The following is a 22,522-nucleotide window of genomic DNA, read 5'->3' on the forward strand; positions in this document are numbered from 1 at the left end:
CTCCCACAGGGATCCGAGCCAAGCATCAATATCTTGGCAGGCACAGTTTCTGTGGGAGCTGGCGACAGCCTGCGATGGGGCCCGCAAGGCCCACAAAAAAGGCCGCACCCTTAACCAGGTGCGGCCTTTTCATTTCAATGGCAGCAAGCGTGCCCCGCAATCAGCTATCCAGCGCAACGCGCCCGGCAGCGCCGCGCTTGCGGTGCAGCAGCAACCCAGTCGCCACCACCGCAATGCTCAACAGCGCCGTGGCAATGATCTCGGCCCGGTGGTCCTCACGCAGCCCCATCACCACCAGCACGGCAATGATGAAGGCAATGGTCGCCCAGGTCAGGCCAGGGAACAGCCACATCTTGAACGAGATCTTCTCGCCACGCGCCTCACGCTGAGCACGCATGCGCAGCTGCGAAACCGCGATCACCAGGTACACCAGCAACGCGATGGCGCCGGAGCTGGCCAGCAGGAACTCGAACACCGCAGCCGGGGCCACAAAGTTGGCAAACACGGTGAGGAAGGCCGCCGCAGTCGACAGCATCACCGCCCAGTGCGGGGTGCCCGCCTTGGTGGTGCGCTGGGCCACAGCCGGCGCATCACCACGCTTGCTCAGCGAGAACAGCATGCGCGACGAGGTGTACAGCGCCGAGTTCAGGCAGCTGGTCACGGCAATCAACACCACGATATCGACAATCAACTTGGCATTCGGCACGCCGATCAGGCTCAGCACGGTCTGGTAGGAGCCCTTCTCGGCCAGCGTCGGGTCGTTCCACGGCACCATGGCCACCACCAGGAAGATCGACACCAGGTAGAACAGGCAGATACGCCAGATCACCGAGTTGGTCGCCTTGCTGATCTGCTTGCCGGGGTTCTTCGATTCGGCGGCAGCGATGGTGACGATTTCGGTACCCATGAACGAGAACATGGTGGTCAGCATGGCCGCCAGCACCGCGCCCAGGCCGTTGGGCATGAAGCCCTGGGTATCGAACAGGTGGCTGACACCGCTCACCTGGCTACCCGGCACCATGCCGAACATGGCCGCGCAACCGACAACGATGAAGCCGATGATCGCCAGCACCTTGAGCAGGGCGAACCAGAACTCGAACTCGCCGTAGTTCTTCACGCTGAACAGGTTGGTCACCGTCAGCACCAGGGTGATGACCAGCGAGAACGCCCACAGGTCTACAGCCGGGAACCAGGCATGCAGAATGGCCGCCGCGGCATTGGCCTCAAGCGGGATGACCAGCACCCAGAACCACCAGTACAGCCAGCCGATGGTAAAGCCGGCCCAACGCCCGATGGCGCGGTCGGCATAGGTGGAAAACGAACCGGTGTCAGGCGAGGCGACCGCCATTTCGCCGAGCATGCGCATCACCAGCACCACCAAGGTACCGGCGGCGGCATAGGCCAACAGCACAGCAGGGCCGGCGGCAGCGATGGCGTGGCCGGAGCCGACGAACAAGCCGGCGCCGATCACGCCTGCGATGGACAGCATGGTCACATGCCGTGGTTTGAGCCCCTGAGCGAGGTCATTGGAATTGTTACCGCTCATAAAACTACCTTTGTAAGGAGTGGACTACCCGAATGAAAGGAAAACGAAGCGAGCCTGTAGGCACCGCCGCATTCGGCCTGTGGTTACTGGCAATAACTGCGCCACTCATCATCCAGGCGATTCAGAAACCCCTTACAGCCACGGCTGCCGGGGGCTCGCAGGCATCGCGCCAAACCCTGGCCGAATAATCGCCAACCCCCATGCCAACTCTGGATTACTGAAATACTCACTTACAAACGCACCAAAGGTGCTCCTCGGTAACACCTTCGCACCAAGGCAATGCGTTTGAGTGCAACCCGAGGTACAACCTATGCACGGGCATCACACGTTTTTTTGTAGGAGCGGCCTTGTGTCGCTAAAGGGCTGCGCAGCAGCCCCGGCTATCCTGGATGACGCCAAGATTTTTGGGGCCGCTACGCAGCCCTTTCGCGACACAAGGCCGCTCCTACAGCGAGAACGCGCCGCTGGGGCGCATCTGGATAAGCCAAAAGCGCTTCCCTGCTCCGGCCAAAACTGGCACCATCGCGCCTTTTTTCATCAAGGCTCCGCTGCTGGGCAAAACGCTATTGCGGACATCCTCGCGACAGTCCACTGCAACGATGCGACAAACTGCCCCAGCGACTACCGAAGCCCCTTGCGACCTGGTTGGCCGCCGTTGTGCCGCTATGCTAGCTTGGCGTCCGCCAGGAAGGCCGCCAACAGCTGGGAACGCACCCGAATACATGAGGACCGCACATGGCCCAGGCCACGCCCGCGCTTGAAATCCGCAACCTGCACAAACGCTACGGCGAGCAGGAAATTCTCAAGGGCATTTCGCTGACCGCACGCGACGGTGACGTGATCTCCATCCTCGGCTCGTCCGGCTCGGGCAAGTCCACCCTGCTGCGCTGCATCAACTTGCTGGAGCATCCGCACCAAGGCGAGATCCTCGTCGCCGGTGAAGCCCTCAAGCTCAAGGCGCAGAAAAACGGCGACCTGATCGCCGCCGACAACCGCCAGATCAACCGCCTGCGCAGCGAAATCGGCTTTGTCTTCCAGAATTTCAACCTGTGGCCGCACATGACGGTGCTCGACAACATCATCGAGGCGCCACGCCGGGTGCTTGGCCTGAGCAAGGCCGAGGCCATCGAGCATGCCGAAGCGCTGCTCAACAAGGTCGGCATTTTCGAACGCCGCCACGCCTACCCCGCACAGCTTTCCGGTGGCCAGCAGCAACGCGCCGCCATTGCCCGTACACTGGCCATGAAACCCAAGGTAATCCTGTTCGATGAGCCAACTTCGGCGCTCGACCCGGAAATGGTCCAGGAAGTGCTTAATGTCATCCGCGCGCTCGCCGACGAAGGTCGGACCATGCTGCTGGTGACCCACGAGATGAACTTCGCCCGCCAGGTGTCCAGTGAAGTGGTGTTTCTGCACCAGGGCCTGGTCGAAGAGCAGGGATCGCCGCAACAGGTGTTCGAAAACCCGACCTCGGCGCGTTGCAAGCAATTCATGTCCAGCCACCGCTAACGGAGCAATACATGCAGACTTACAAGAAGTTTCTCCTGGCAGCTGCTGCCACGCTGGTGATGTCGGCCAACGCCATGGCCGCAGAAAAACTGCGCATGGGTATCGAAGCCGCCTACCCACCGTTCAACAACAAGGATGCCAGCGGCCAGGTCGTCGGCTTCGACAAGGACATCGGCGACGCCCTGTGCGCCAAGATGAAAGTCGAATGCTCGGTGGTCACCTCTGACTGGGACGGCATCATCCCGGCCCTGAACGCCAAGAAGTTCGACTTCCTGGTGTCGTCGCTGTCGATCACCGACGAGCGCAAGCAGGCCGTCGAGTTCACCGACCCCTACTACTCCAACAAGCTGCAGTTCATCGCCCCGAAAAACGTCGACTTCAAAACCGACAAAGCGTGGCTCAAGGGCAAGGTCATCGGCACCCAGCGCGCCACCCTGGCCGGTACCTACCTTGAAGACAACTACCCTGATGTCGAAGTGAAGCTGTACGACACTCAGGAAAACGCCTACCTCGACCTGGTCTCCGGCCGCATCGACGGCATCCTGGCCGACAAGTACGTGCAGTACGAGTGGCTCAAGAGCAAGGACGGCATGAACTTCGAGTTCAAAGGCGAGCCTGTGCTGGACAGCGACAAGATCGGCATCGCCGTGCGCAAGGGTGACACCAAGCTGCGCGACGAACTGAACAAGGCCCTGGCCGAAATCAAGGCCGACGGCACGTACAAGAAGATCAACGACAAGTACTTCCCGTTCAGCATCGAATGATTCACCTCGACCGGTACCGCCTTGCGCGGTGCCGGTCCCTTGAACACAGCAGCCCATGAATATCGACCTGCACGGATTCGGTCCGGCCATGATGGCCGGCACCCTGATGACCGTAAAACTGGCGCTTTGCGCCTTGCTGCTGGGGCTGGCCCTGGGCCTGCTCGGCGCATTGGCCAAGACCTCCCCGATCAAGCCGCTACGCTGGCTTGGCGGCACGTATTCGACATTGGTGCGCGGCGTACCCGAACTGCTTTGGGTGCTGCTCATCTATTTCGGCACCGTCGGGCTGATGAGCAGCCTGGGCGATGCCCTGAACATGCCTGGCCTTGAACTCAGCGCCTTTGCCGCCGGGGTGATCGCCCTGGGGTTGTGCTTCGGCGCCTACGCCACCGAAGTGTTCCGTGGCGCGATCCTGGCCATCCCCAAGGGCCACCGTGAAGCGGGCCTGGCCCTGGGCCTGTCCAAAGGCCGCATCCTGTCACGGATCATCCTGCCGCAGATGTGGCGCATGGCCCTGCCGGGCCTGGGCAACCTGTTCATGATCCTGATGAAGGACACCGCGCTGGTGTCGGTGATCGGCCTTGAAGAAATCATGCGCCACGCGCAAATCGGCGTGACCGTCACCAAGGCGCCGTTCACGTTCTATGCAGTGGCCGCCTGTATCTACCTGGCCCTGACCGTGATCGCCATGACTGGCATGCACTTGCTGGAAAAGCGCGCCGCTCGCGGCTTCGTGAGGGCCGAATAAATGAATTGGGAAGTCATCATCAAGTGGCTGCCACGCCTGGCCCAGGGCGCGACCCTGACGCTGGAGCTGGTCGCCATTGCCGTCGTTGCCGGGCTGATCATCGCCATCCCGCTGGGCATCGCCCGTTCGTCGCGGCGCTGGTACGTGCGCGCGCTGCCGTTCAGCTACATCTTCTTCTTCCGCGGCACGCCGCTGCTGGTGCAGCTGTTCCTGGTCTACTACGGCCTGGCCCAGTTCGACGCGGTGCGCGCAAGCTCGCTGTGGCCGTACCTGCGCGACCCGTTCTGGTGCACCGTGCTGACCATGACCCTGCACACCGCCGCGTATATCGCCGAGATTCTGCGCGGCGCCCTGCAGGCGATCCCCCAGGGTGAAATCGAGGCGGCGCGGGCGCTGGGCATGTCCCGTACCAAGGCGCTGATCTACATCATGCTGCCGCGCGCGGCGCGCATCGGCCTGCCGGCCTACAGCAACGAAGTGATCCTGATGCTCAAGGCCAGCGCCCTGGCCAGCACCGTGACGCTGCTGGAGCTGACCGGCATGGCCCGCACCATCATCGCCCGCACCTACCTGCCGGTGGAGATCTTCTTTGCCGCCGGGGTGTTCTACCTGCTGATCTCGTTCGTGCTGGTGCAAGCCTTCAAGCTGCTCGAACGCTGGCTGCGAGTAGACGCCAGCCAAGGCCGCTGAGGCCTGAACCCAGCGCCCGTCAAAGGGCGCCCTACAAAGCCTGCGCCCAGCCACTATAGTGATGCCAGACGCGGGCTTTGTGGGAGATCACCCAGCCCTTCCGGGCTGCGCTGTCACGCAGAGAACTGGGCAGCGTGGGAGCGGGCTTGCCCCGCGATGCGTTCAAACCTGCACTACCCAACCTCACACCCCACGGCGCCCCATGCCCCACCTCCAAACCCAAGACCTGCTCCCCCGCTTCCAAGCCCTGGACCAGTTCCTCTGCGCCCACCAGCACCTCTGGCGCCCACGCCCTTTCACTGCCCTAAGCCTCCCGTGGGAAGCCGAACACTCAGAGCTGTCCACCTGGCTACGCCAACGCACCCTGCAACAAGCCGAAGCCGCAGACCCAACAGGCGCCCCCACCCCCTTCGCCCAACTGGCCGCCCAAGCCGAGCAGCTATCCCACGTCAGCGAACTCCCCGACGCCGGTCTGCACCCCGCCAACCATCGCCTGGACGTCAACGTCCCCGGCCGCAAATGGCAACAGATCGAAGCCTTCAGCCGCCGCCTGGCCTTCGCCCACCCCGCCCAGCACTGGCTGGACTGGTGCTCCGGCAAAGGCCACCTCGGCCGCCGCCTGCTACAGCCCAGCCAGCACCTGACCTGCCTGGAATACGACCCCGAGCTGGTCCAAGCCGGCCAGGCCCTGAGCGACCATCACCACGTGCCCGCCACCCATATTCAGCAAGACGTGATGGCCGCAAGCAGCGCCGACCACCTGGGCCAGCACACCAGCGCAGTCGCCCTGCACGCCTGCGGCGACCTGCACGTGCGCCTGCTGCAACTGGCCAGCCAGCGCGGCTGCCGCCAACTGGCCATCGCGCCCTGCTGCTACAACCGCATCGCCGGCGACAGCTACCAGCCGCTGTCCAGCGCCGCCCAGGCATCCAGCCTGCGCCTGAGCAAAGACGACCTCGGCCTGCCGCTGAGCGAAACCGTCACCTCCGGCGCCCGCGCCCGCCGCCAGCGCGACACCTCGATGGCCCGGCGCCTGGGCTTCGACCTGCTGCAACGCCAGCAACGCGGCAGCGACAGCTACCTGCCCACCCCATCGCTGCCCGTCAGCTGGCTGGAAAAACCCTTCGAACACTATTGCCGCGACCTTGCCGAACTACGCCAGGTCGAACTGCACGGCCCCCCCGACTGGCAAGCTCTGGAAGCCGCCGGCTGGCAACGCCTGGCCGAAGTCCGCAACCTGGAGCGCGTCCGCAACCTGTTCCGCCGCCCCCTGGAACTGTGGCTGGTGCTCGACCGCGCACTGTTCATGCAGCAAAACGGCTACGCCGTGCACGTAGGACTTTTCTGTGATTACCCGCTGACTCCGCGCAACCTGATGTTGCTGGCCGAACGCGACACAGGGTCGCAGGGCGCTTGAAAACCTGTGGATAAGTCTGTGAACAAGCTTGTGATGAAAATCGTCACACGTTGGACCCAGTCGCTATTTAAAGCCCGGTGCTTATTCCGCCACACCCTTTAAAACCAGCAAAAACAGGCCTTTGCGCAAAGACCGGTGGTACGCCCACCCGGCATGCCTTTCGCGCACAACGCCGATGCCAATTGTGCATAAGCTTTCCGACCCGCCACGCCAACCCCCGCCCAGCAAGCAGCAAAACCGCCAGAATCACGCACCGCCTGGCAGCTTTCCGAAACAATGCATATCATTAGGCCACTACCAAAACTGCAGCCACGGCGCAGCGAACGGTGTATTATCGCCGCCCCCTGCCCAGACGATCCCCCACAGCGCGCCCAATGCGTGTTGGAAGGACCGTGAACGGCAGCCGCCTGCTGGCCAGCAATGGAAACGGGAAACCCGTCACAGCAGGCGCGTGCCGCGCTACCGTTAGCCCGGCACCGACAGTTAAAATCGCGCCCCCGGCCAAGCAGTGCTTCAGGCCCGCGGCAAAAAACCGCGTATTTGAATACAGACCCTGGAACGGATTCGAACATCGTGAACAACGCCAAGCCTTTCGCCTTGCTGACCCTCGCCCTGGCCCTGACCGGCTGCGCCAGTAGCGCCCCGCCCGCCAAGCCAGCGTCCCTGGACTGGAACACCCCCGGCATGCAACTGGGCGGCGACCGCGGCCTGCCGCTGCACGCCGACAGCCCCTGCCGCAAGCGTGGCTGCGACAATGACAAGCTGTTTTTCAACCCTGGCAAATCCGAACCAGGCATCAACACCATCCACCGCGGCTGGTAGGAATTTTCTCCTTTTGCCTCGGTGACTTAGGGCGAAGTGGATTGTTTGCACGATGGGGTTTACACGGGTGAATCCATCGCTATAATGACGCCCCTGTGCCGGTATAGCTCAGATGGTAGAGCAACTGACTTGTAATCAGTAGGTCCCGGGTTCGATTCCTGGTGCCGGCACCATTCAAGGTTCCATAGAAAGCTTTCAAAATCTCTGGAACCCCCGGAAAACCCGCCTTTTGGCGGGTTTTTTCGTTTTAGCGTTCCGTCGGATTCCGGGGGTAGCCAGCGCTAATAAGGGTAGTTTTAAGGATAGAGGTCCGTTTCGATATCGGAGACTACCCTTATGGCCCGCACCACTGCCCCGCTTACCGACACCGCCTGTCGCACGGCAAAGCCCAGAGAGCGCGAGTACAAGCTCTTCGACGGCGACGGTCTTTACCTGCTTGTGCAACCCAACGGCCGCAAAGGCTGGCGACTCAGGTACGTGAAACCCGATGGCCGCGAAGGCCTGACCGCTCTTGGCAGCTATCCGGTGGTCGGGCTGGGCGACGCACGCCGCAAGCGCTTCGAGATCAAGCAGCAGCTCGCCAACGGCATAGATCCCATCCAGTACAAGCAACAAACCAAGACCCAGGCCGTGATCAACGGCCGCACCTTCGAAAGCGTTGCGCTCGACTGGTATGCGAGCATGGTGCCGAAGTGGGCGCCCGGCCACGCCAAGACTGTGCTCAGCCGATTGAAGACTCACGTATTCCCTTTGCTTGGTGCCAGGGCAATCGTTGAGCTGGACACCCACGACCTCATGCAGCCACTGGAAGCCGTGACGAAGCGCGGCACCATCGACGTGGCGCTCAGGATCAAGAACTACCTGCAAAGCATCATGCGCGAGGCCAAACGACTGCGACTGATCACAGCGAACCCGGCTCACGACCTCGATGGCTCGATCAAGACACCACGGGTAACTCACCGGCCCGCACTACCCCTATCGCGACTCCCAGAACTATTGGCTTGCATCGAGGACTACAGAGGTCGCCCGCTCACGCGCCTCACGGTGATGCTGTCGTTGCATGTATTCGTACGCTCCAGCGAACTGCGCTTCGCCCGTTGGAATGAGTTCGACCTCAAGCGCGGAATTTGGGAGATCCCAGACACCCGCCCGGCGCTGGACGGAGTGCCCTTCTCCACAAGGGGTACGAAGATGGCCGGGGACATCCACGTTGTACCCTTATCGCCGCAAGCAGTGGCTTTGCTTGAGCAGATCCACGCGATCACCGGCAAATTCGACCTGGTGTTCGCGGGGGATGCCAAACCTTGGAAGCCGATGTCCGAGAACACAGTGAATGCCGCGCTCAGGACGATGGGCTACGACACCAAGGTGGATATCTGCGGCCACGGGTTCCGCGCCATGGCGTGCAGTGCGCTGGTCGAGTCTGGCCTATGGTCGGAGACGGCTATCGAACGGCAGATGAGCCACAAGGAACGCAACAACGTGCGCGCCGCTTATACCCACAAGGCCGAGTTCCTCGAAGAACGCCGGATGATCATGACCTGGTGGAGCCGGTTTCTGGAGGCGAACCGCGAGGACCATGTAACGCCGCATGAGTTTGCCAAGCAGACGGGCGAGAACGTCACGCGCCTTCGCAGTGCCAAGAGGACCGAGTAACCCGCCGCACCACCACCTCAACTCGCTGTGAAGTTACCCACAGCACCCCATGAAGCTCCTCCGCGCGGGTGCTTTCAAACGGGGCTCCAAAACCGCCCCGTTTGAAAGGACCATAATTAAGAAAAATTGCTGGCACAGCGTACGTCTGTGGAAAACCACTGATGTCCACGGAGGATAGTTTTATCCACAGGCGCTAAATCCCTGATATCGCGCTGCTTGACGAATATTGTCCACAAGCGTAGACCGGGGAGTCGCAAGAGCTGTCGATGACAGCACCCCAGGTGGCCCGAACCTTAGGTGCCCTCGCTCCCGGACGTAAGGAGCCGCCAGTCCCGCGTTAGAGGACATCCCCCACAGGTCGCAGGGGCCTTGATCCCTGATAACACTGAGCATTCTTGGCGGGATGACGTGGGGGCATATTTCTCCTATGTGATCTAGGCTACTTCAACACGGCAGTCATGCTCCATTAGATCGGATTTTGCACTCAACCCTCCGTGACATAAACGGGACAAGGAGGGATTGAGTGCCCAACCGTCATCAATCACGGTGCTTTTTTTTATCACGCTGATAATGTCATACTGACAGCACTCCCTTTAAGCCCACCGGATGGGGCAGAAAATGGCATATCGATTCGCAGTGGATAGCGTAGTCGTGATGACAATAGTTTCAGCGATCATAGAAGCGCTCTATCAAGCCTGCCGAATGCTTGAATTTTTCGAATACGCCTTGCTGAACCGTTTAGTCCGCACTGAGCGTAATCAGAAGGCTTCGTTCCGCACCATATCATACTGCTGCAGGCAAGTTCTCTAAAACAAGCTTACAAATATTAGACTAAAGCCATAGAGGCTCTATTAGGAAACTCAAAACCTTTCGAGCCATTGACAGTATAAAACCCGCTTTGTAAACAGGAAAAAAATGGCTCCTTCAGTAAAAATCTTTATCAGCTACAGCCATGAAGATCAAGAATTTCACGATAACCTTGTAAAATATCTAACCAATATGCAACGACAAGGTGAAATATCTACATGGACAGATAGGAAAATTACTGGAGGCAGTTCATGGCGAAATGAAATCGATAAAAACCTTGAGGCCGCAGATATTGTTTTACTGTTGGTTAGCCCTGATTTCATCTATTCCGAATACTGCTACGACAAAGAGATGGGTACAGCACTGGAGAGACATAAGTCAAAGCTCGCCAGAGTAATTCCGGTATACATCCGTGTCACAGATGTAAAAGGCTCAATTATAGAAGAGCTGCAAGGATTACCTACAGATAGAACACCTGTAAGCAAATGGCAAGATAAAGATGAAGCGTGGAAAAATGTAGTCGAAGGTTTACGTTCAGCAATCGCCGAATACTCAGAGGCTAGGCCGATGAATGAATTAGTGACTAAGATTGACACAAAACCCGACTTCTCAGAACCCCATGAGCTTTGGCTAGACGATACAGAAGTTACATTAGCGCACCGTGTTGTAGATAAGGTTAAGCTCAGCAAAATATACGTAGCACCTGACCTTCTTGTTGTTAATAAGAATTTCACCAGCAAAATCAGAAGAAGCATAAACGCAAACAGCTTAATTAAAGATTCAGAATTATCTATTGTTGTCGGGGAAGAGCAAGCGGGGAAAACCTCTCTTGCAAAATTTCTATGCCGTCAAATTTATGAATCGGGCCGTCTAGCCGTTTATATAAATGGCTGCGAGGTGCGCTCTGCCAACATCAGCGCACTCATTGAGAAGCGCTTAGGCGAACAGTACACACTTACAGGCCAACTCAAAGAGTTTTTGGCACAAAACATCACCATAATTATCGACGATATACATCTACACGGCCTAAACAAGAAATACTTCGACCAGCTAGTCTCCTCTTTGAAGTCTACATACTCTACGTTAGTATTTTTTGCTAAAGACACATTTAGATACGTAATGCCAGATCACGAAGAGCTGGAAATTTTTGATATCTACCAAATAAATGATTTCGGAAATTTCAAACGCGCCAAACTTATCGAGCGATGGGTCTCACTGGGTGTCGAGGAATCTCTGGATGAAGCAGAGATGTACAAAGAATGCGACGAAATAACTACAAAAATAAACTGAATTATACGAAAGAAGCTCATCCCATCGAAGCCCATCTTTATTCTATCTATACTTCAAATGCTTGAAGCTTATACATCGCAACGCCTGGACATGACATCACATGGCCACTGCTATCAAAGCTTAGTTTATCAGGCGCTAGAAAGGATAGACATTAAGCAAAAAGAAATAGATAAATACATGAATGTAATGACTGAGCTCGCATGGGCTCAGTACAAGAATGAAGGAAAAGCCTTCACGACAAACGCCCTAGCGGAGTTTTATGATGGCTACGCGCAAGAGTATTTAAGCGTCGACCGCACCAAAGTGACTGAAGACCTCCATAAATGTAACATTTTATCCTCTAAGGAAAATCTAGTTTCATTTAAATATCCATACATATACTACTTCTTCGCAGCAAAAAAAATAGCTGACTCTTTCAGCAAAAGCGAACTTATAAAAACAGAGATTAAGAAGCTTCTAGAAGGCCTGCATCGGGAAGACTACGCGAACATCATAATTTTTATCACTCATCATACAAAGGAAAGCTGGATCCTAGATGAGATAGAAATGTGCCTAATGCAGTTATTCAGCGATCACAGGCCGGCGACATTACAAGCTCAGGACACCGCATTCCTTGAAGAGTTTCTAAAAGAAATTCCAAAATTGGTGATTGAGGAAAGAAAAATCCAGGAAGAACGGGAAAAGCATCAACATTCATTAGAGGCTGAACAAGAAAACGAGATTGATATAACAGGCCCTCAACCTGAGGATCGCGATGGTAATAGTCTGTTTGCAAACATCAATAAGGTTTTCAAAGGTTCGGAACTCATTGGGCAGATTGTACGAAACCGTCATGCATCTCTCAACAAATCGGAACTGTCGACTCTACTAAAAGAGTCATACAATTGCGGACTGAGATTCCTGCAATTCTTCCTAGACATATCAGACATCGCAAAAGAAGAGGTAATACAAACAATTGCACAGCAAATTCGAGAAAATCCATCCCAAACTAATCTTGCAATTGAGAAGGAAGCACGAGGCGCATTTCTTCTCTTTACATACAGTGCCATCTATGCAGTGGTAAGAAAAATTGCTAGTTCTACAGGCTGTGTAGAAGCAGAAGAGATTTACCGCGCCATCGAATCAGAAACACCAACACCGGCTATCAAACTTATAAACCAAGCGATTGAATTAGATTTCCACAAAAAAGTTGATCATGAGACGCTCGAACGATTGGCAAATGAATTCAAAGGCAATATAGTCTGCGATCGAATATTGAAAGAAATTGTGATCCAGCACATATACATGTTCCCGGTTGAGTATCGAGATAAGCAAAAAATTTCTTCTTATCTGAGCCTCCCTATGGAAAAGCTGCAACTGCAAGATCTCGACAAAAGATCCAAGATGCTGGACAACAAAAAATGAGCATAGCATTTAATCCCCAATACCCTGCCATTCACAAGCAAGCCAGTAAAAGCTCATTTTTATACCAAAGGGCAAGCCGCGCCCTGTTAATAGCTAACCTAATTATTTTAGTCACAGCAGCAGGCGTTGATAGTTTTAAAATAGAGTGGCTGACCGGCATATATCCTAAGACCATTCTTTTATCACTAAGTATCTTACTGGCGATAATCACAAAAAAACTCTCACTCGAAGAAAAGTGGTATGCCGCAAGATCCCTATCAGAAACAGTTAAAAGTCTAGTATGGCGCTACACAATGAATGCGGCCCCTTTTAATAACTCTGGTGCGGGGCACCATCTTTTGCTACGGGAGCGTTTAGAGGCAGCATGCCTTGAAAGTAACAACCTAATTGGTTCGCGCAGATTCCATCTAGACGAAAATGATCCTTTACTCTCAAGCGTCAGTCATGCTGAACACATAGCGGCGGACAAATTCACCACCTACATCAAAAACAGGCTCAACACCCAACTTAAATGGTATTCAGAAAAAGCAAAGCATAACGCCTTGATGTCTAAAGTCTTTTTTTCAGCATTTCTTATCTGTAATATACTTGCAGTTTCCTGCTCTGCTTGGCAAGAGACTGAGACTAGTTCCACACTACCAATTACCGGCTTACTTATTGCGCTTTCAACAGCTCTCATTGGCTGGATCGAGTCGAAAAAATACAGCGAGCTTGCCGCAGCCTATTCACTAACTCACAGTGAAATCGAGCTTCTACACTCAGACATTCATGACATTTCCAAACAAGAAAGTCTTTCTGCTTTTGTCAATGATGCAGAGTCGTTATTTTCACGTGAACATACTCAATGGGCGGCTAAACGTGGATATACAACAAAAATTTAAGTTCCAGCTTACTTCGTGCAGTGACCATGCCCCGAATTGTTCACGGGATAGTTAAAGAGATAGCATTATTTTCATTGCGCAGAAAAAGTCATAACTATCAAACAATTAGAAGCAGCTTCGACTCCTGATGCCGTACCATAATAGAGCGAGAATCCTCACCGAAAGGATGGCCTTTTGGGTTTACCTGCGAGGTGAAATGCATATGGCTAATCCCCCACGCCTCAGACCAGGCATAGAGCATTCAGCGTTGGCGCTATCAAAGGCGTTCCGGCGCTACCCCAAGGCCTGGTTCGCCTTCCGCTTATTTTCGATGTTCCCCACAAACTGCTGTGAGTTCGCCAGCTTGCTTCTAGCATGGTTTCTGCATGAGGAGCACCAGTGCACTAACCTACAGCTGGTGACAGGCGAGCTTAAAGAGGACAGTGAACATCGGCACGTCTGGCTGAGCCTCGAAGGGCAAAACATCGATATTACCGCTGACCAATTCGATGCCGGGCTGCCAGCGTTACTGGTAACCCGAACCGGTGGATGGCACAGCAGATACTCGGTGATTAGCGTCGAGTCATTCGATATAGGCTTTTACGAGCACTATCACGACGATGTGCGGGAAGACATCGTTGATGACTATCGCGCCATCGCCCACCTCGCACGCGAAAGCAGAAGCGGAAATTGGTGACACACGTCCCGGTTATGACGGCGTAGTCAGGTACAGCCAGTTAGCGTCCAGCGGCCCGCGCGATCACTCCCCTTGCGGTGGGTACCGACTCACCATCGTTTACTTTACGCAACCTGCATTTTTAATTGAGATGCCCTCCCCATGCGAGATGGTAGAGGGCCGAAAAGCTTCCGACCGATCAGTCACCCGGCTTATGCTTGTGGATGGGGAGAGTCGGGTGCTTCTTGTCATTGGGCGGGTTTACGTGGCGTCTGCGGTCGTCTTTTCCGTCTTCGCGCTTGGGCTTCGGACCAGGCTTGATATCAGTGAACATGAGAACTCCTGCAAGCATCGTGAATGTGGGCCTAAAACACGCTAGCACATGGCCACACATCTGTTGGTCGTGCGAGCTAGAGGGTTGACCCAGCTCAATAAAGCAGGGCGATCGTGAATGCCAAACGTTGGCTAATCGATGCGATGCGATTCCTGTTCCCAAATAGACCCAGCCAGGAATACGAACTGATACTTGATTACTAGGCCCCGACAACGCAATGTAAAGACCAACGTCATTACATCGACCCCTCTTCAAATGGCATCCATCAACATCCGTATCGACGACGACCTCAAAGCTCGCGCATACAAAGAACTGAAAAAGCTCGGCGTCACCCCCTCAGAGCTGATGCGCCAAGCGTTGCAGTACGTGGCTGAGCGCGGCCAGTTGCCCTTCAAGTGCGTGCTGATGACGGACGAGGACGAGGCGCTCCTCTCAACTGTCCGCAAGCGCCTCGCCAATCCCCAACGCGTGAAAGTCTCACTGGTTGACCTATGGACCTGAGGTTGATGCGCGCGCGTTGTTCACGCTCACGGTTGCCCACCGCAGGGCACGAACTCGTCCCCCCCAACCCACCCCAAAATCCAAAAACCCTGACCCACCCCCCCTCCCCCAACCCCACTCCTTGCCCTCCCTCAATAAACCCTTCGTTCATTGCGGTTATCCCTAAGCACGACGACTCCCGTCACTTTCGGAGATGCAGCATGAGTGAGCAATCAGGCCTGTCCCTAACCCGTCGCGGCATTCTTGCCGGTGGCGTGTTGCTGGGCGTCGGCAGCACGGTTATGGCCAGCGGGCTGGCACGGGCTGCGGCGCCGGATAACAAGCAGGCAAGCGTCGATATTGCGCAGATGGAGCGGGTCAAGGCAGACCTGGTCGCGCCGCCGCAAGTGCATGCACACACCCAGCGGGCGCCGGGGAAGCCGCGGATCGTCGAGTTTCGGATGGTCATCGAGGAGAAGGAGCTGGCGGTCGATAACGAAGGTGCCTACATCCATGCCATGACGTTCAACGGCTCGGTGCCGGGGCCGTTGCTGGTGGTGCATGAGGGGGACCAGGTGGAACTGACGCTGGTAAACCCGGCCAGCAACAGCATGATGCACAACATCGACTTTCACGCCTCCACCGGCGCCCTTGGCGGCGGGGAGTTGACCCATGTGCAGCCGGGGCAGCAGGTGAAGCTGCGTTTCAAGGCGGACCGGGCGGGGGTGTTCGTTTACCACTGTGCGCCGGGCGGGGTGATGATCCCGTGGCATGTGGTGTGTGGCATGAATGGCGCGATCATGGTGCTGCCGCGTGATGGGCTCAAGGATGATGCGGGGCGTGCGCTGCAGTACGACAAGGTGTGGTACATCGGCGAGCAGGACTACTACATCCCGCGTGATGCGGCGGGCAAGTTCAAGCGCTACCCGACGCCGATGGCGAGCTTTGGCGACATGCATCAACTGATGAAGGGGCTGGTGCCGTCCCATGTGGTGTTCAACGGTGCGGTGGGGGCGCTGACGGGCCAGCATGCGTTGACGGCGAACGTCGGCGAAACGGTGCTGATCGTGCATTCCCAGGCTAACCGTGACACGCGGCCGCACTTGATCGGCGGGCATGGCGATTATGTGTGGGCGTCGGGCAAGTTTGCCAATGCGCCGCAGCGCAACCTCGAAACGTGGTTCATCCCCGGGGGGGCGGCGGGGGCGGCGTTGTATACCTTCCGTCAGCCGGGGCTCTACACCTACCTCAACCACAACCTGATCGAAGCGGTGATGCTGGGCGCGGCGGCGCATGTTCAGGTGCAGGGGCAATGGGACGATGAGCTGATGAGCCAGCTCGAGGCGCCCGGCCCGATTCGTTGATGGGTTGACCTCGATCAAGCGCCTTGGCCATGGGCGGCATACCTTCAATACAGGCATCGGCTGCCAGGGAGCACCACGCATGGCCAAGAAATTCCCGCAAAACCCCGCCCACCCCGAGCGTATCTGCTGGGGCTGCGACCTGTACTGCCCGGCCAAGGCCATGGCCTGTGGCAACGGGTCGAGCCGCACCATGCACCCGGCCGAGCTGTTCGGCGAAGACTGGGACAGCTTCGGCGAGGCGCAGGAAACCGCGCTGGATGACAACCGCATCACGGTGCAACAGCCCGGCGGTTGAGCCCCCGGCGCAATGACGGCACCATGGCGGTCGCCCGTTTTTCAGCAAGGATCGCCCATGGACTTTTTCAAGAAGCTGTTCGGCTCGAAGCACGCTGAACCTGCCGCTGCGCCCGCGCCAGATGAACCCCCAATGAGCCCCACCGAAGCGGCCAACCAGGCTGCCCGTGAGGCGGGTTGTGCGCGCCTGGACCGCCATTGGCAGAGCGTGGGCGAGGTCGAGCAGGATGTGCTCGGCTATATGATCAGCCCAAGCCTGATGGGCGGCCCGCATTGGCCGTCGACCCGCCAGGCCTATCGTGTGGTGCACCGCGCTGGCGGCATTGTGCTGGCGACTGACGGCATGAGCGACCCGTTCGATGATGTCGATGGGGGCGGGAATGGTTTCGAGCTGGAGCTGTTCATTGAATCGCCGGACTTCCCCGAGCCGCTGCGCGGCGCGCGGGGTGATGTCAGCCCGTTCATGCGCACCTGGGCGTTCGATGTGTTGCGTACCGTGGCGGCGACAGTGGCCGATGCGGGTGGGATCGGGCCGCAGTTGGAGCGCTATGGGGTGCTTTCGCTGGAGTTGCCTGGGGTTAGCCAGTCGCCTTGCATGGGTGAGGAAGTCCCGGCGCATTTCATTAGTGCGGACGATGCGGTCGGGGTGCTGGTGGGTGGGCCGGCGCCGGACTTTGCGACGCGGCTGGACGATATGCCGCTATCGCCGGTGGCCTTGGTGCCGGTGGTGTTGATCACTGCAGCCGAGCTGGATTATGTGCGCTCGGGTGGGGGGCAGGCGCGGATGGATCTGGTGCAGCGGCTGCAGGAAGCCGGGCATGGGCATGTGAGCAGGCTTGGGCGCGAAAGCGTGGTGTGAGGGATGGCACCGGCTGCGCCGGTGTTCGCGGGGCAAGCCCGCTCCCACGCCGAGTTTTGGGGGGCACAGTCATGTGCAGGCCTGTCATGGCCTCATCGCAGGCTGTCGCCAGCTCCCACAGGAATCCGGGTCAGGCCTCGATATCGTGGTTGTGCGCGTTTTTTGTGGGAGCTGGCGGCAGCCTGCGATGAGGCCAGGGCAGGGTTGTACAAAACCATCGCGTCTGGCGCGGTCCGTGTAGGAGCGGCCTTGTGCCGCGAAAGGGCCGCAAAGCGGCCCCGGCGGTTTCACTCAGAACGTCGTGCTCAACGTCACCTCAAGGTTACGCGGGTCGCCATAAATCGCCCCGGCGTAGAACCCGTAACGGGTGTAGTAGTGCTTGTCGAACAGGTTGTTGGCGTTGAGGCTCACCGTGGTGTCGTCGGTCAGCTGGTACTTGGCCATGGCATTCCAGATGGCATACCCCGACCAGTTCACATCACTGGCGCTACGGCTGACGCCATTGGTCGGCTGCCCGGCTGGGCTGGACAGCGCGCGGATGTTGCTTTGCGCCGTCACACCCGTGCCCACGGTCAGGCGATCGAGCGGGCCGGACAAACGATAAGTCGTCGAGGCCTTGAACAAATGCGACGGGTCGCTGCGGCCATCGGCGTCGACACGGCGGAAGTGCAGGTAAGTGTAGCCGGCGTAAACATTCCAGTTAGGCGTCAGCGCGCCGGCCACTTCCAGGTCGATGCCGTCGGTTTCCTGGCCAGTACCAGCCTTGTAGGCGTCGGCGCCGGTTGGGGTGGACGCGCTGCCATCACGCACCGCCTTGCCGTCCTGTTGGGTCAGGAAGTACGCCGCCGATGCATTCAACCGGCCATCGAACCACGCACCCTTGATACCGCTTTCGTAGCTCTTGCCACGGATCGGCGCAACCTTGCTGCCGCTGCTGGTTTCCTGGGTCTGTGGGTTGAAGATGTCGGTGTAGCTGGCGTACAGCGAGTAGGTGTCGTTGAGGTCGTACACCGCGCCCAGGTAAGGGGTGACGATGCCGTTGTTCTGCTGGTTGCTGCGGGCACCGGTCAACGCCAGGGTGGTGGCCGAATAGTCCGTCACGCGCGCGCCGACGATCACCGACAGCGGGTCGGTAATGCTCAGGCGGGTGGCGGCGTACATGCCTTGCAGGCGGGTGGTGGTCTTGGTGTGGCGGCCGGTGCGCGAGGCCAGCAGGCGGTAGTCGTCGTCCACGCCGTTCTGCCAGTCGCTGATCGGCAAGCCGTTGTTGGCGCGGAACTGGCAGCCACGGGCGCCGGGGCGGGTGATGCCGTCGCCGACCATGGTGCAGTTGTATTCTGGCGACCAGGCCACGCTGCGGCTGTCGTTGTAGCCGACCATCGCCTGATGGGTGCGGCCAAACAGGGCGAACGGCCCCGACAGGTCGATCTGCGCCGATTGCTGGGTGGTGTCGGTCGAGCTGTGCAGGCCGTTGAGCACCGCGCCGCTGCCGTCGGGGTTCCAGTAGCCGCCATAGTTGCCGCCACTGGTGGAGTTGACCTTGGCCAGGCCGCGGTGGTTGAGCGCTTCGGTTTCGCTCTGGGCCAGCTTCAGGTCCAGGCTCCAGTCGTTGTCGAACTGGTGCGCCAGCGAGCCGAAGGTGGTACGCGTGACGGTTTCACCAAAGCTCCAGCTTGGCGCCACGTTGGTGCTGCGCGGCAGGTTGGTCTTGCTGCCGTCGGCGTACCAGATGGGGATGTTGGCACCCCAGCCGGCGCCGATCACCTTGCTGTATTCGTATTGGTAGCCGGCGCCCAGGGTGGTGGCGTCGTCAAGGTCGAACTCGAAATTGGCTAGGGCTGCGCGGGAGCGCTCGGACTGGTTGTCGCGGAACGAGTTGGCGTCCTGCTGGGTCATCACGAAGCGCGAACGCAGGCGGCCATCTTCAGACAGCGGCAGGTTCAGGTCGGCGCCCAGGCGGCGCTTGTCCCAGCTGCCGTAGGTGGCGTAGGCACTGCCGCCGAAGGTGCGGGTGGGCGCCTTGCGGATCAGGTTGACCGTGGCCGAGGGGTCGCCGGTGCCGCCCAGCAGGCCGTTGGCGCCGCGCACGATGTCGATGCGCTCGTACAGGTCCATGTTCAGCGCGCTGCCGCCGTTGCTGAAGTCCGAGCCACCGGGGAACTGCAGGCCGTCGATCTTCCAGTTGCTCACCGAATAACCACGGGCGCGGAAATCCGTGCGCCCGCCCACTTCGCTCTTGCTCACGCTCACGCCGGGCGTGGTTTCCAGCGCTTGCTCGATGCTGCGCACGCCGCGGTCATCCATCTGTTCGCGGGTGATGGTGGTGACCGACTGTGGGGTCTGGCGCGGGGTCAGCTTGAGGCCGGTGGAGCTGCGGGTGCTTTCGACGGTGTAGCCGATCTGTCCTGTATCATCGGCCACCGGCAGCGCACTGCTGTCGATGTTGGTGGCGTCCAGTTCCAATGGCTGGCCATCGGCGGCGATGGCGGTAGCGGAAAACCCGAAGGCGACGAAGAGAGCAAGCGGGGTGAGGCGGCTGACGCCTCGGAGCATGGGGGTTGCGTCGTTCATGATGCGCTGGGCTACCATTTGGGAAGGTTTCGTATTCGCAGATGATTTTTTGTTACGATTCTAGGCATCCGCCTTCGGCGCTCCATGTCCGGCTTGTACGGGGATGTAATCGAACGTAATGGGCACCAGCGCCCCTCTTCACAGGTACACCCAAAGATGAGCATTACCCTGTTGGTCGTCGACGATGACGACGAGATCCGCGAACTTCTGTGCGATTACCTCAGCGATGCCGGCTACCAGACCTTGGCCGCAGCCGATGGCGCACAGATGCGTGAGCAGCTCGCGCGCAACAAGGTCGACCTGGTGGTGCTCGACCTGATGCTGCCCGGCGAAGACGGCCTCAGCCTGTGCCGCCAGTTGCAGGCGCAGCCGGGGTTGGCGGTGGTGATGCTGTCGGCCAAGGGCAGCACGCTGGACCGCATCATTGGCCTGGAGGTGGGCGCCGATGACTATGTGGCCAAGCCGTTCGAGCCGCGCGAACTGGTGGCGCGGATCAAGGCCGTGCTGCGCCGCCCCCAGCGCCTGGACAGCCAGGCCGATGAGAGCGAGCGCGAAGCCCAGGTGTTTGCAGGCTTTCGTCTCGACCACGTCAAGCGCCTGCTGACCCTGCCCGATGGCCAGGCGCTGACCCTGCCGCGCTCCGACTACCGGGTGCTGCGCGAGCTGCTGGAGGCCAACAACCGCGTGCTCTCGCGTGATCACCTCACGCGCAGCGCGTTTGGCCGTGATCATTTGCCCGACGACCGCTCGGTAGACATGTGCATCAGCCGCCTGCGCCAGCAACTACGCCGCGCGCCGGGCGATGCCGCGCAAATTCTCACCATTCGTAACGAGGGCTACCTGCTGAGCCTGAGCCGCGCAGCGTCAGGCGCCTGAGGTGCGCCTGCTGCGCAAGCTGTGGCCACGCACGTTGTTCGGCCAACTGCTGCTGATCATGGTCAGCGGCACCTTGGTGATTCAGTTGATGTCGAGCAGCATCTGGTTCGATGTGCGTTTTGCCCAGGTGCTGGAGGCGCCGGTGCGGCTGATGGCGGCGCGCAGCGCCCCGCTGATCGCCCAGGCGCAGTGCCATGCCGGCCGCTTGCAGGTGCCGCGCCATTACCAAGTGCGCTGCGCAGAGTCGCTGCCAGCGGTCGATGCAGACGAGCGCCGTGGCCGGCGTCGTGTCGAGCTGCTGCTGCACCAGGCGTTGGCCTACGAACTGGGCGGCGACCCTCAGGTGCGGCTGCTCAAGGTGCAACTGACCGATGAGCTGGGCCAGCCGATCATCTGGCGCAGCCTGTTCGGCCTGCGCACGGCGCAGGCGCATATCCAGTTTGCCGTGCCGCTGCCCGATGGCCACTGGCTGACCGTCGATGGCCAGGAGCTGCAAGGCTGGAGCGGCGAGTCGGCCTGGGTGCTGATCAGCGATTACCTGCTGCGGGTGTATGCCTTGCGAATCGTCGCCGTGCTGCTGGTGTGCCTGGTGGCGGTCCGCCTGTGCCTGCGCCCGGTACGCCGCCTGGCTGAAGCGGCCCGTGGCCTGGGCCGCAACCTGGAGCAGGCACCGCTACCGCTGGACGGCCCGGAGGAGGTGCGCCAGGCCGCCCAGGCGTTCAACGCGATGCAGCAGCGGCTGATTGCCATGGTCAACGACAAGGCCTACTTCCTCGCGGCGGTCTCCCACGACCTGCGCACCCCGCTGACACGCATGCGCCTGCGCCTGGAGCGGCTGGAGGACGGCGAACACAAGGAGCGCCTGCGCCAGAACATCGTGCAGATGGACGGCATGATCGGCCAGGTGCTGGACTACCTGCGCACGGGCGAGCAGCAGAACCTGCAGTTGGTGGACGTCGACCGCCTGGTCGCCCGCCAGTGCGCCGACCTTGCCAGCGCCGAAGAGCCGCTGCCGGTGCAGGGCCAGGCGGGCAAGGTGCGGGTCGATGCCTTGCTGTTGCAGCGTTGCTTGCAGAATTTGCTGGTCAATGCGCTGCGTTATGGCCGTGAGGTGTCGGTGAGCCTTGAGCGTACGCCAGGCGGGGTGGGCATCCATGTGGATGACCGGGGGCCGGGTATCGACCCTGCCCTGCTAGCCACGGTGACCGACCCGTTTGTGCGGGGTGAGGGTTCGCGCAACCACACCTCTGGTGGGTATGGGCTTGGGTTGAGCATTGCTCAGCGCATTACGGCGAGCCACGGCGGGGAGTTGTTGCTGGCCAACCGTGAGGGTGGCGGGCTGAGGGTGAGCGTGTTGTTGCCCGATTCGTGTGGCAGATAACTGGTGGTGGCCTCATCGCAGGCTGGCGCCAGCTCCCACGCAGGCCGTGCTCAACCGCAACATTGCTGGTTGGACCCAATCCTGCAGGAAATGATAGAGAGTCGTGGCGAGCGGGCTTGTCCCGCGTTGGGCTGCGCAGCAGCCCCTGGGGTTTTCAGGGCTGCTGCGCAGCCC

Annotated in this window: 19 protein-coding genes and 1 tRNA gene; 18 read left to right on the plus strand and 2 right to left on the minus strand. The window is 59.0% G+C overall.

Annotation, left to right across the window (positions count from 1 at the left end):
* Nucleotides 1-160: 160 nt before the first annotated feature.
* The gene (gene gabP, locus HU720_RS19270) at nucleotides 161-1,546 is read right to left on the minus strand and encodes a GABA permease (RefSeq protein WP_186521836.1); all 1,386 of its coding nucleotides are present in this window, start codon (nucleotides 1,544-1,546) and stop codon (nucleotides 161-163) included.
* A gap of 735 nt (nucleotides 1,547-2,281) precedes the next feature.
* On the opposite strand from gabP, the gene HU720_RS19275 reads away from it, so the two are divergent.
* From HU720_RS19275 to HU720_RS19350, 16 genes are all read left to right on the plus strand, one after another.
* Nucleotides 2,282-3,055: an ABC transporter ATP-binding protein gene (locus HU720_RS19275; RefSeq protein WP_186521838.1), complete on the plus strand. Its 774-nt coding sequence runs from the start codon at nucleotides 2,282-2,284 to the stop codon at nucleotides 3,053-3,055.
* Nucleotides 3,056-3,066: 11 nt separating this feature from the next.
* Nucleotides 3,067-3,819, plus strand: a complete 753-nt coding sequence (locus HU720_RS19280) for an ABC transporter substrate-binding protein (RefSeq protein WP_186521840.1) — start codon at nucleotides 3,067-3,069, stop codon at nucleotides 3,817-3,819.
* A 55-nt stretch (nucleotides 3,820-3,874) separates the two neighbouring features.
* Complete coding sequence (locus HU720_RS19285; protein WP_186521842.1) at nucleotides 3,875-4,567, plus strand: ABC transporter permease; 693 nt, start codon at nucleotides 3,875-3,877, stop codon at nucleotides 4,565-4,567.
* Entirely contained in the window at nucleotides 4,568-5,257 is a 690-nt protein-coding gene (locus tag HU720_RS19290) for an ABC transporter permease (protein WP_186521844.1), read from the plus strand.
* Nucleotides 5,258-5,459: 202 nt separating this feature from the next.
* Entirely contained in the window at nucleotides 5,460-6,674 is a 1,215-nt protein-coding gene (locus HU720_RS19295) for a methyltransferase (protein ID WP_186521846.1), read from the plus strand.
* 573 nt (nucleotides 6,675-7,247) lie between these two features.
* Complete coding sequence (locus tag HU720_RS19300) at nucleotides 7,248-7,496, plus strand: hypothetical protein (RefSeq protein WP_186521848.1); 249 nt, start codon at nucleotides 7,248-7,250, stop codon at nucleotides 7,494-7,496.
* 97 nt (nucleotides 7,497-7,593) lie between these two features.
* Nucleotides 7,594-7,669 (plus strand) — tRNA-Thr (locus HU720_RS19305).
* A gap of 163 nt (nucleotides 7,670-7,832) precedes the next feature.
* Complete coding sequence (locus tag HU720_RS19310; RefSeq protein ID WP_186521849.1) at nucleotides 7,833-9,152, plus strand: integrase arm-type DNA-binding domain-containing protein; 1,320 nt, start codon at nucleotides 7,833-7,835, stop codon at nucleotides 9,150-9,152.
* Between the two features lie 915 nt (nucleotides 9,153-10,067).
* Nucleotides 10,068-11,249 (plus strand): TIR domain-containing protein, encoded by a 1,182-nt coding sequence (locus tag HU720_RS19315; RefSeq protein WP_186521850.1) that lies wholly within the window; start codon nucleotides 10,068-10,070, stop codon nucleotides 11,247-11,249.
* Nucleotides 11,250-11,306: 57 nt separating this feature from the next.
* Complete coding sequence (locus HU720_RS19320) at nucleotides 11,307-12,653, plus strand: hypothetical protein (RefSeq protein ID WP_186521851.1); 1,347 nt, start codon at nucleotides 11,307-11,309, stop codon at nucleotides 12,651-12,653.
* The gene (locus HU720_RS19325) at nucleotides 12,650-13,534 is read left to right on the plus strand and encodes a DUF4231 domain-containing protein (RefSeq protein ID WP_186521852.1); all 885 of its coding nucleotides are present in this window, start codon (nucleotides 12,650-12,652) and stop codon (nucleotides 13,532-13,534) included. The genes HU720_RS19320 and HU720_RS19325 overlap by 4 nt, the downstream gene beginning before the upstream one ends.
* A gap of 202 nt (nucleotides 13,535-13,736) precedes the next feature.
* The gene (locus HU720_RS19330) at nucleotides 13,737-14,210 is read left to right on the plus strand and encodes a hypothetical protein (RefSeq protein ID WP_186521853.1); all 474 of its coding nucleotides are present in this window, start codon (nucleotides 13,737-13,739) and stop codon (nucleotides 14,208-14,210) included.
* A 568-nt stretch (nucleotides 14,211-14,778) separates the two neighbouring features.
* Nucleotides 14,779-15,024: a type II toxin-antitoxin system RelB/DinJ family antitoxin gene (locus tag HU720_RS19335; RefSeq protein WP_186521854.1), complete on the plus strand. Its 246-nt coding sequence runs from the start codon at nucleotides 14,779-14,781 to the stop codon at nucleotides 15,022-15,024.
* 200 nt (nucleotides 15,025-15,224) lie between these two features.
* Nucleotides 15,225-16,367 (plus strand): copper-containing nitrite reductase, encoded by a 1,143-nt coding sequence (gene nirK / locus HU720_RS19340; RefSeq protein ID WP_186521856.1) that lies wholly within the window; start codon nucleotides 15,225-15,227, stop codon nucleotides 16,365-16,367.
* Nucleotides 16,368-16,446: 79 nt separating this feature from the next.
* On the plus strand, nucleotides 16,447-16,662 hold the full coding sequence (locus HU720_RS19345) for a DUF3079 domain-containing protein (RefSeq protein WP_186521858.1): 216 nt from the start codon (nucleotides 16,447-16,449) through the stop codon (nucleotides 16,660-16,662).
* 57 nt (nucleotides 16,663-16,719) lie between these two features.
* Complete coding sequence (locus HU720_RS19350; RefSeq protein WP_186521860.1) at nucleotides 16,720-17,520, plus strand: suppressor of fused domain protein; 801 nt, start codon at nucleotides 16,720-16,722, stop codon at nucleotides 17,518-17,520.
* Nucleotides 17,521-17,811: 291 nt separating this feature from the next.
* On the opposite strand, the gene HU720_RS19355 is transcribed toward HU720_RS19350, so the two are convergent.
* Nucleotides 17,812-20,091, minus strand: coding sequence for a TonB-dependent siderophore receptor (locus HU720_RS19355; RefSeq protein WP_186521861.1), 2,280 nt, complete (start codon nucleotides 20,089-20,091; stop codon nucleotides 17,812-17,814).
* Between the two features lie 156 nt (nucleotides 20,092-20,247).
* Between HU720_RS19355 and HU720_RS19360 the strand changes: the two genes are divergently transcribed.
* Nucleotides 20,248-20,967, plus strand: coding sequence for a response regulator transcription factor (locus tag HU720_RS19360; protein ID WP_186521869.1), 720 nt, complete (start codon nucleotides 20,248-20,250; stop codon nucleotides 20,965-20,967).
* Between the two features lies 1 nt (nucleotide 20,968).
* Nucleotides 20,969-22,348, plus strand: a complete 1,380-nt coding sequence (locus HU720_RS19365) for an ATP-binding protein (protein ID WP_186521871.1) — start codon at nucleotides 20,969-20,971, stop codon at nucleotides 22,346-22,348.
* Nucleotides 22,349-22,522 lie beyond the last annotated feature (174 nt).

Origin of the sequence: Pseudomonas sp. SWRI51 (assembly GCF_014268825.1) — a bacterium.
Taxonomy (GTDB): domain Bacteria; phylum Pseudomonadota; class Gammaproteobacteria; order Pseudomonadales; family Pseudomonadaceae; genus Aquipseudomonas; species Aquipseudomonas farsensis.